The sequence below is a fragment of the Brevundimonas sp. P7753 genome, from assembly GCF_013386595.1.
GTDB lineage: Bacteria > Pseudomonadota > Alphaproteobacteria > Caulobacterales > Caulobacteraceae > Brevundimonas > Brevundimonas bullata.
In genome coordinates this window covers 1-9,504 of record NZ_JACARP010000086.1, presented here as the reverse complement: position 1 = coordinate 9,504, position 9,504 = coordinate 1, and the positions used below count along the sequence as shown (strand labels likewise).

General features: G+C 67.4%; 8 protein-coding genes. 3 read left to right on the top strand and 5 right to left on the bottom strand.

Going from position 1 to position 9,504, the window contains the following annotated elements:
• The first annotated feature begins 32 nt into the window (after positions 1 to 32).
• Together HX774_RS15105 and HX774_RS15100 are read left to right on the top strand one after the other, a co-directional pair.
• The gene (locus HX774_RS15105) at positions 33 to 500 is read left to right on the top strand and encodes a peroxiredoxin (RefSeq protein WP_178828077.1); all 468 of its coding nucleotides are present in this window, start codon (positions 33 to 35) and stop codon (positions 498 to 500) included.
• A 127-nt stretch (positions 501 to 627) separates the two neighbouring features.
• Positions 628 to 1,182: a polymer-forming cytoskeletal protein gene (locus HX774_RS15100; RefSeq protein WP_178828075.1), complete on the top strand. Its 555-nt coding sequence runs from the start codon at positions 628 to 630 to the stop codon at positions 1,180 to 1,182.
• A 50-nt stretch (positions 1,183 to 1,232) separates the two neighbouring features.
• Here HX774_RS15100 and prfB read toward each other — a convergent pair.
• From prfB to dapA, 4 genes are all read right to left on the bottom strand, one after another.
• Positions 1,233 to 2,349, bottom strand: a protein-coding gene (gene prfB / locus HX774_RS15095; protein ID WP_178828073.1) for a peptide chain release factor 2 whose coding sequence is annotated in 2 segments (ribosomal slippage) — positions 1,233 to 2,279 and positions 2,281 to 2,349 — 1,116 coding nt in all. Because the reading frame shifts where the segments join, the coding sequence is not laid out codon by codon here.
• 130 nt (positions 2,350 to 2,479) lie between these two features.
• Positions 2,480 to 4,864, bottom strand: coding sequence for a penicillin-binding protein 1A (locus tag HX774_RS15090; protein ID WP_178828205.1), 2,385 nt, complete (start codon positions 4,862 to 4,864; stop codon positions 2,480 to 2,482).
• Between the two features lie 104 nt (positions 4,865 to 4,968).
• Positions 4,969 to 5,436, bottom strand: coding sequence for an SsrA-binding protein SmpB (gene smpB, locus HX774_RS15085; protein ID WP_114816488.1), 468 nt, complete (start codon positions 5,434 to 5,436; stop codon positions 4,969 to 4,971).
• Positions 5,436 to 6,320 (bottom strand): 4-hydroxy-tetrahydrodipicolinate synthase, encoded by an 885-nt coding sequence (dapA, locus tag HX774_RS15080; protein WP_178828071.1) that lies wholly within the window; start codon positions 6,318 to 6,320, stop codon positions 5,436 to 5,438. Before dapA ends, smpB begins: the two co-directional genes overlap by 1 nt.
• Before the next feature lie 116 nt (positions 6,321 to 6,436).
• Here dapA and HX774_RS15075 point away from each other — a divergent pair, with 116 nt between their 5' ends.
• Complete coding sequence (locus tag HX774_RS15075; protein ID WP_255500477.1) at positions 6,437 to 8,467, top strand: lytic transglycosylase domain-containing protein; 2,031 nt, start codon at positions 6,437 to 6,439, stop codon at positions 8,465 to 8,467.
• Between the two features lie 380 nt (positions 8,468 to 8,847).
• On the opposite strand, the gene HX774_RS15070 is transcribed toward HX774_RS15075, so the two are convergent.
• A partial coding sequence (locus HX774_RS15070) for an ABC transporter ATP-binding protein (protein WP_178828067.1) occupies positions 8,848 to 9,504 on the bottom strand: 657 nt, incomplete at its 5' end.

Genomic DNA, 9,504 nt, shown 5'->3' with positions numbered 1-9,504 from the left:
CCGGCGTCCGCCGGGATGAGCGGAGATCAAAAATGACCGACATCACCGAAGGCCAGCCCGCCCCCGCGTTCGACCTCGCCACCGACGGCGACGCCCGCGTCACGCTGGCCGGCCTGAAGGGCAAGTCGGTCGTCCTCTACTTCTATCCCAAGGCCGACACCCCCGGCTGCACGACCGAGGGTCTGGACTTCTCGGCCCTGGCCGATGCGTTCGGCGCCGCCAATGCTGTCGTCATCGGCGTCTCACGCGATGCGGTTAAGAAGCTCGACCGCTTCAAGGCCAAGCACGACCTCAAGGTCATTCTCGGCTCGGACGAGGAGGGCGTGGTCTGCGAGGCCTATGGAACCTGGGTGATGAAGAAACTCTATGGCCGCGAGTATATGGGCGTCGAGCGCGCGACCTTCCTGATCGACGGCGCGGGTCTGGTCCGCCGCGTCTGGCGCAACGTCAAGGTCAAGGGCCACGCCGAACAGGTGCTCGAAGCGGCTCAATCTCTCTGACGGCCACTTCGATCCACGCAAAGCTCTGAGGCCAAGCTTGCCTCGGTCGCCAACCTGACCCTAACTGCCGCCCAAGGGGCTAACAGTAGGATTAGGCCGGCCTTGCTGGCGAGATGCGGAGAGCACCATGTTCAACAAGAGCAAACCCTTCGACAACGGCCCGTCCGGCGGGTTGGGCATCCCGCCCGCGCCGGAGCCTGCCGCAACCGCCGCGCCCTCGGCCTCGCCCACCGCGCCGCGCGCGCCTGAACCGTCGCGCCCCGCCGCCTCGCGTTCGTCCAGCCTGTCGACCCTGTCGTCCGGCGTGAAATACGAGGGCAATATCTCAGGCGCAGGCGAACTTCAGGTCGACGGCTCGCTGAAGGGCGACATCCGCGTCGTCCGCGTCACCATCGGTGAAGGTGGCTCGGTCGAGGGTACGGTCCACGCCGACGTTCTGGATGTGCGCGGCCGCGTCTCCGGCGCCATCGTCGCCAAGCAGGTCAAGCTGTTCGCCACCGCCCGCATCGAAGGCGACATCACCCAGGAGCAGCTGTCGATCGAACAAGGCGCCTGGTTCCAGGGCCGCTGCACCCAGGCCAAGCGCGACACGCCCGGCGCCTCCATGCTGGACGCCCCGGAAAAGCCCGCCGCTCTCGCCGCCCCCAAAACCGACAAGGTCGAGGCCAAGCCCGCCGCCTGATCCGGCGCCTCGCACGCATGAAAAGGGGCGGCCTGCGGGCCGCCCCTTTTTTAGTTCCCGTCGCGGGTCTCGCCGACCCGGGCCGCCAGGGCGGCGCCCATGAAGGCGTCCAGATCGCCGTCCAGCACCCCTTGAGTATCCGAGGTCTCGACCTCGGTCCGCAGGTCCTTGACCATCTGATAGGGCTGCAGGACGTAGGATCGGATCTGGTGTCCCCATCCGATATCCGTCTTGGCGTCCGCCAGGGCCTGAGCCGCCGCCTCGCGCTTCTGCAGTTCCAGTTCGTACAGACGGGCCCGCAGCATCTTCCACGCCATATCGCGGTTCTGGTGCTGCGAACGACCGGCCTGACAGGCCACAACCGTATTCGTCGGAATGTGCGTCAGTCGCACGGCCGAGTCGGTCTTGTTGATGTGCTGACCGCCAGCGCCGGACGCGCGATAGGTGTCGGTGCGCACGTCCGACGGGTTGATGTCGATCTCGATCGTATCGTCCACGACCGGCGAGACGCCGATAGAGGCGAAGCTGGTGTGCCGCTTGGCCGCCGCGTCATAGGGGCTGATGCGCACCAGACGGTGCACGCCCGATTCCGACTTCAGCCAGCCATAGGCGTTGGGTCCCTCGATCAGGATGGTGGCCGACTTGACCCCCGCCTGTTCGCCCTCTTCCATGGCCTCGATCGTGACCTCGTAGCCGTGGGCCTTGGCCCAGCGCGAATACATCCGCAGCAGCATCCCGGCCCAGTCGTTGGACTCGGTGCCGCCTGCGCCGGAGTTCACTTCCAGATAGGCGTCGTTGCCGTCGGCCTCGCCGGACAGCAGGGCCTCAAGTTCGGCGCGCGCGGCGCGATCCTTGACGCCGCGCAGTTGCTCGCGGGCCTCTTCGAGGGTGGCTTCGTCGCCTTCCTCGTCGGCCATGTCGGCCAGCATGACGCCGTCTTCAAGACCTGTCTCCAGCGCACGCACGCTGTTGATCTGGGCTTCCAGACGCGAGCGATCGCGGCTGACGGCCTGGGCCTGTTCCGGGTTGTCCCAAAGGGTCGGATCTTCGACCCGAGCGTTCAGCTCATCCAGTTTTCGAAGCGCGACATCCCAGTCAAAGACGCCTCCTGAGCAGAGCGACGCTCTGCTCGATGTCGGCCTTCATGGCCTCGACATCCGGTCTCATCGCAATCTCCTGCGAAACAAACACCTTCCCTCAAGCAGGTCCGCACCGCGTGCGAACCGACAGGGAAAGCAAGATGAAAAACCGGCGCGCCTGCGGACAGGCGCGCCGGTTGGTGGGTCTACCTAGAGCCTCAGTAGAGCCCGCTCAAGTCCTCAGCCGGCTGCTTCTTCGGCGGCGGCGGCGCGACGGCGGCGGGCGGGGCCGCAGCCGGCGCCTGCGCAGCCTCCTGCTCGCGGCGGATCACGTCGTTATAGTTCTGTGGACCCACTGGCTGAACCGGACGCGGCGCCTCTTCACGGATCTGACGCTCGGTGCCGGGCCGGAAGGCTTCCTCAATGCCGTTGACCGTGCGGAAGACGGCGTTCTTGGGTCGTACGAAGGGTCGCGCAGGACGCTCTTTTAGGGCCACCGTCATGAAGTCGGTGAAGATCGGCACGGCGGTCGCCGCACCGGCCTCCCCGCCGCCCAGCGAGCGGTTGTCGTCAAAGCCGACGAAGACGCCGACCACGATGTCGCTGGAGAAACCGACGAACCAGGCCGAGCGGTATTCATTGGTGGTGCCGGTCTTGCCGCCGACCCAGGGACCCAGGCTGCGCGCCCCGGCCCCGGTGCCGCGCTGGATGACGCCTTCCAGCATCGAGCTCATCTGATAGGCGGTGATCGGGTCAATGACCTGGGTCCCGCGATCTTGCAGACGCGGCGATTCCTGGCCGCTGAAGCCCCGGCCGCAGTCGCGGCACTGGCGACGGTCGGCGCGGTGAATGGTCTGGCCGTTCCGGTCCTGAACCATCTCGATCAGATAGGGATCGACCCGGCGGCCGCCGTTGACGAAGGCGGCGTAGGCGGCGGTGATGCGATAGGGCGTCGTCTCCCCTGCCCCCAGCGACATGGCCAGGTTGGGCGACATGTCGTCGACCACGCCCATCTTCTTGGACAGATCGACGATGTTCCTCATGCCTACCGCCTGGGCCAGACGTACGGTCATGACGTTGCGCGACAGCTCCAGCCCGCGACGCACGGTCTGGGGGCCATAGTACTGACGGCTGTAGTTCTCAGGCGTCCAGCGACCGCCGTTGGCGCCGCCGGGGAAGCTGATCGGGGCGTCCAGAACGATGCTGGCGGGGTTGAAGTCCCCCTCCAGCGCCGCCGCATAGACGAAGGGCTTGTAGGCCGAGCCAGGCTGACGCTTGGCCTGAGTCGCGCGGTTGAAGCTGGACAGGGCGTAGGAATAGCCGCCGACCATGGCCAGGACCCGGCCCGACTGCGGCTCGATGGCCACCAGGGCGCCGTTCACCGCCGGCACCTGCTTCAGCGCATACTGGCCGCCTTGCGGTTCGACAAAGATCAGGTCGCCGCGCTTCAGCGGACGGTTGGCGTTGGCCCAGGCGGCGTCGGATACGATCAGCGAACCCGTGCGGTCATCCTTGGCCGAACGGACGCGCACAGTGTTGCCGCTGACGCTTTCGACGGCGGCGGCCTGCCAGGTGCGGCGTTCCGGCGGGGTGTTTTTCTTCAGGGCGGCGGCCTGCCAGCCCGGTGCGAAATCGGTCGTGCCCCAGGCGCCGCGCCAGCCGTGGCGGCGGTCATAGCGCTCCAGACCGTTCATCAGGGCGTCGCGCGCGGCGGACTGCAGCTTGGGATCCAGCGTCGTGCGCAGGTAATAGCCGCCGCGGTTGACCTCTTCCTGACCGAACAGGCCGATGGCGCGACGGCGCGCCTCCTCGACGAAGAAGTCGGCGTCGGCGTATTCGGCCCGACGCGGCGCCGCTCGGGTGTTCAGCGGGCGGGCCAGAGCCGTCGCCAGTTCCTGCTGCGTCAGCCACCTGTTGTCGGCCATCTCGCCCAGAACCCAGTCGCGGCGGCCTTTGGCGGCCTCGGGATGGCGTTTCGGATTATAGTTGTTCGGCCCCTTGGGCAGGGCCGCCAGGAAGGCCGCTTCGTCGGGCGTCAGCTGGTTCAGCGACTTGCCGAAATAGTTGTAGGCCGCCGAGGCCACGCCATAGGAGCGATAGCCCAGGTAGATCTCGTTCAGATACAGTTCGAGGATCTGTTCCTTGGTCAGGGTCGCTTCCAGGCGGCTGGAAAGGATGGCCTCTTTCAACTTGCGGTTCAGGCTGGATTCGTTGGTCAGCAGGACGTTCTTGGCCACCTGCTGAGTGATGGTCGAACCGCCCTCCAGCCGCCGTCCCGACACGACATTGAAGACGTTCTTGAACATGGCGCGGCCGATGCCGGACACGTCGATGCCGCCGTGCTGGAAGAAGTGGCTGTCTTCCGCCGCCAGGAAGGCGTGGATCACCTGCTCCGGCACCTGATCATAGGTGACGTAGATGCGGCGTTCGTCCGAAAACTCGCCGATCAGGGTCCCGTCGCCCGCAAACACGCGCGTGGCCGTCGCCGGGCGATAGTCCGCCAACTCGGACGCATCCGGCATGTCATGCAGCACCCAGGCCGCATAGACGGCCACGACCAGCCCGGCCAGAGCGATGCCGCCAAGCAAGGCGACGCCCGCCATAACGAACCAGCGTTCGGCTATCTTCACCGTGAACTCCGCAAGACGCGCCCCATGAAATCGTCGTTTATCGCGCGTCGGTCCCGCCGCAAAGCGGAACCGCAAACTCAGCCCTTGTCGCGCATCAGGCGGGCCTTGTCGCGCTGCCAGTCGCGCTCAGCCGAGGCCTCGCGCTTGTCGTGCAGCTTCTTGCCCTTGGCCAGAGCGATCTCCAGCTTGGCCTTGCCCTTTTCGTTGAGATACAGCCGGACCGGAATGATGGTCCGCCCGTCGCGCTGGACAGCGCCGATCAGCTTGTCGATCTGCTTGCGGTGCAGCAGCAGCTTCCGGTGGCGGCGCGGCTCGTGGTTGAAGCGGTTGGCCTGTTTGTAGGGCGGAATGTCCGAGTTGATCAGGACGATCTCGCGCCCCTCCACCGCCGCATAGCTTTCGGCGATATTGGCCCGACCGTCGCGCAGCGCCTTGATCTCGGTCCCCAGCAGCTGGATTCCGGCCTCGATATAGTCCTCAAGGAAATAGTCGAAGCGCGCGCGCCGGTTCTCGGCGATCACCTTCTTGGGCGCATCAGCGGACATCAGCTAACCCCGGCTTCCGCCATGGCCTGGTCGATCTGCGGCTTGACGGCGTCGCGGGTCAGGGACAGCGGCAGGCGGACCTCCTCGCCGCACAGGCCCAGCTTCGCCAGGGCGTACTTGGCCGGCGACGGCGAGTTGTCGAGGAACAGGGCCTTGTGCAGGCTGATCAGACGGTCCTGCCAGGTCCGCGCCGTCGCGTAGTCGCCCGCCGCGACGGCGTCATACATGGCGACCATGGCTTCCGGCGCGACATTGGACGTCACCGAGATGACGCCCACGCCGCCGCTGGCGGCATAGCCCAGCCAGGTGGCGTCATCGCCGCTGATCAGGTCGAACGGCCCGTTGATATGGCTGCGCATCCAGCTGACCCGCGAGATGTCGCTGGTCGCGTCCTTGATGCCGACGATGTTCGGATTGTTCGCCAGGTGCGCGACCGCCTCGTTCGACAGATCAACCCCGCAACGGCTCGGCACGTTGTAGAGGATCATGGGAATCTGAACGGCGTCAGAAATCGCCTCGAAATGGGCGATCATGCCTTCCTGAGACGGCTTGTTGTAATAGGGCGTCACCACCAGGGTCGCATCAGCCCCGACCTGCTTGGCGAAGGCCGACAGCTCGATGGCCTCATGGGTGGCGTTCGATCCGGCGCCGGCGATCACGCGCACGCGGCCCGCGGCGATGTTCACGCACTGCTCGATCACCCGCTTGTGCTCGTCCATGCGCAAGGTGGCGCTCTCCCCCGTCGTGCCGACAGGGACCACGCCATGGACGCCGGCAGCGATCTGGCGTTCCAGGAGTTTTTCAAAAGCCCCTTCGTCCACGTTTCCGTCACGAAGAGGTGTGATCAAGGCGGTGATCACGCCCTTGAACAAGGGGGCGGTCATTGAAACAAGTTACCTGCGCGGAGTTTCGGGCGGCACGCCGCCCTTTTGAAGAGGCAGGGAGCGTAGGTTGCTCGCCGCTCGGCCGCAACCAGTGATGAATGAGGATCGGACATCTGATGATCGCGACGACCGTGGCCGCCGCCCTGGCGATTCTGACTCCGCCAACCCAGGACGTGCTGAACAGCACGCCTGCGCCCTATGCCTCCAGCCAGAACGGGGTCATCAGCGACCAGGACATGGCCCTATTCCAGCAAGGTCTGGCCTCGGCCCGCGCCCGCGACGTGATCGGCACGCAGTCGATCATGAGCCGCATTTCCGACCCGACGGCCAGGAAGCTGGTCGAATGGGCCCTGGTCGACACCTCGGACAAACAGCTGTCCTTCACCGATCTGGCCCGCGCCCAGACCGACCTCGCCAACTGGCCGCGCGGTGATTCGCGCCGGGCGGCGGGCGAGCGCGCCCTGGGCATGGCCAACGCCTCGCCTGATACCGTCGTCGCCTTCTTCAACGGCGCGGCTCCGACGACTGCCGAGGGCGCGATCGCCCTGGCCGGGGCCCTGGAGCAAAAGGGCCAGCGCCGCGAAGCCCAGGCCCTGATCCGCGACTGGTGGCGCAATCGTTCGTTCGAAGAAGCGCAGCAATCCACGATCGCCAACCGCTGGGGCGGATGGCTGAACACGGACGATCACGTCGCCCGTCTCAACATGCTGCTGCTCGGCCCGCACGGCCCGGCGACCCGCGCCATGGTCTATATGGTCCCCGCCGACCGTCAGGCCGTCGCCAACGCCGTCATGGCCCTGCGCACCGCCTATTCTCCCGACGCCCTCGTGGCCGGCCTCAGCCCTGCCGTCGCCAACGACCCGGCCGTAGTTCTTGAGCGCGCACGCCTGCTGCGCTCCGCCGGTCGCCAGTCCGAAGCCTTCCCCCTGCTGTCCGCCCTGCCCCCTGCGCCCTCGCACAAGGAAGGCCAGGACACCCTGTGGAGCGAGCGCCGCAACTACTTCCTCGACGCCCTGCAGAAGGGAAATCCCCGCGCCGCCTACGCCGCCATGAACGGCCACGGCTTCCCCTCGGGCGAGCGCAAGGTGGACGCCGAGTTCTTCGCCGGCTGGGTCGCCCTGACCAAGCTGAACGACCCCGCGACCGCGGCCCAACACTTCGAGGTTCTGCGCAACAGCTCCTCCACCCCGATCACCCAGGGCCGCGCCCTCTACTGGCTGGGCCGCGCCGCCGAGGCCCGCGGCGACCGCGCGGGCGCCCAGCGCTGGTATCAGGCGGGCGCCGAACACTGGCAGACCTTCTACGGCCAGCTCGCCGCCGAAAAGGCCGGGATCACCACCCTGACCCTGCCCGGCGAACCCGCCCCGACGCCGGAGGACGTCAACCGCTTCGAGAGCAACGAGGTCGTCCGCGCCACCCGCATCCTGGGCGCGGCGGGTGAAAAGAAGCTGATGCGGGTCTTCGCCTATCACCTCGACGACACCCTGCCCTCGCCCTACGACCTGTCGCAGCTGTTCGACCTGATGCAGGGCTATGGCGACCAGTTCGGCTCCATGATGGTCGGTCGCGCCGCCAGCCAGCGCGGCTTCGTCATGCCTGAACGCATGTATCCGGTGCGCATCCCGCCCCAGACCTCGGGCGCGGCGCCGCTGGAGTTCACCCTGGCTATCACGCGCCAGGAATCCAGCTTTGATCCCATGGCGCGCTCCGGCGCCGACGCGCGCGGCATGATGCAGTTCCTGCCCGCCACGGCCCAGGGCGTAGCCCGCCGCATGGGCCTCCCCTTCTCGCCGGATCAACTGTGGGACCCCGACGTCAACATGCGTCTGGGCAGCTATCATCTGGCGGAGTTGACCAACAACTTCGGCGGTTCGCCCCTGCTGGCGACGGTCGGCTACAACGCCGGCCCCGCCCGTCCGCCGCAATGGGTGGCCCGCTGCGGCGACCCGCGCAGCCAGCAGGTCGACCCCATCGACTTCATCGAATGCGCGCCCTTCACCGAAACGCGCAACTACATGATGCGGGTCATGGAAAACATGCAGGTCTATCGCGCCCGCCTGAACGGCGGCTCAGCCCCGCTGACGCCGTCCGCCGACCTTGCCCGCGGCACCCCGCCCAACAGCGGCCCGCGTTCCTATCAGCCGTAACGCGCGCATCGCCCCTTTCGGATCACGAGAGGGGCGACCGCCATCTTTTTATCTTCAGCAGACCCAACCCAGCCACAGCGGGCCTTCCAGCCCCATTTCCAGCCTTCAGCGCGCCGCACTCAGAAGCCAGGCTAGGATCGCCTTCCTGGTCTTTGACATCGCAGCGATCTCGCCCCGCGCCGCCATCCCGCTCCATTGACTCCGTCATCCTCGGGCTTGACCCGAGGATCCAGCGCAGGGGCGCGCTCACCCTCGCCAAGGTCGCGCAGGCGGACAGCCCGATCCTCGGGTCAAGCCCGAGGATGACGGCAGCATTGAAGCCTCGCCCATTGCATTAATTGCACTGTTTTTTTCGCCGCACAGTGCAATCGGCCCGCCGCTCAGCCGCCGCCGGAAAGCCGCCTCGCCGCCAGCAGCGGCCCGTCGGGTCCCTCGACCCAACCCCCGCCAAGACCAAAGACTGACCGCAGCACCCCCGGCGCCAAGGCCTCGACCGGCGCCGCATCCGCGACCACCCGCCCAGCGTCCAGCACAACCACCCGGTCCGCCACCCGCGCCGCCAGCGTCAGGTCGTGCAGACTGACCAGCACGCCCCCGCCCGCATCGGCCCGCGCCCGCAGCCGCTCCAGAACCAGCAACTGCGCGTCCGGGTCCAGCCCGGCGATCGGCTCATCCGCCAGCAGCAAGGGCGCCTGAACCACCAGCGCCCGCGCCAGCAGCACCCGCGCCCGCTCGCCGCCCGACATCTCGGCCACGCCGCGCTCGGCCAGATGCCCCCCCACGACCTCGTCCAACGCCGCCCGCGCACGCTCCAGCGCCTCGACGCATGACAGGAAGGGCGCGCCCAGGGCCGCCACCTCGATGGCCGGAAGGTTCCAGGCGATATGCCGCTCCTGCGGCAGATAGGCCGCCCGCGCCCCGCGCTCTCGCTCGGACAGACGCCGGACATCCTCGCCGCCCAGCTTCGCCACGCCGCTGTGCAAGGGCGTCAGTCCCAGCCCCGCGCGAATGGCGCTGGACTTGCCCGCCCCGTTCGG

Excerpts from the sequence above, each read along its gene's own strand:
- HX774_RS15105 (WP_178828077.1), top strand. The coding sequence starts at position 33 with ATGACCGACATCACCGAAGGCCAGCCCGCCCCCGCGTTCGACCTCGCC.
- HX774_RS15100 (WP_178828075.1), top strand. The coding sequence starts at position 628 with ATGTTCAACAAGAGCAAACCCTTCGACAACGGCCCGTCCGGCGGGTTG.
- HX774_RS15090 (WP_178828205.1), bottom strand. The coding sequence starts at position 4,864 with ATGGCGGGCGTCGCCTTGCTTGGCGGCATCGCTCTGGCCGGGCTGGTC.
- smpB (WP_114816488.1), bottom strand. The coding sequence starts at position 5,436 with ATGTCCGCTGATGCGCCCAAGAAGGTGATCGCCGAGAACCGGCGCGCG.
- dapA (WP_178828071.1), bottom strand. The coding sequence starts at position 6,320 with ATGACCGCCCCCTTGTTCAAGGGCGTGATCACCGCCTTGATCACACCT.
- HX774_RS15075 (WP_255500477.1), top strand. The coding sequence starts at position 6,437 with ATGATCGCGACGACCGTGGCCGCCGCCCTGGCGATTCTGACTCCGCCA.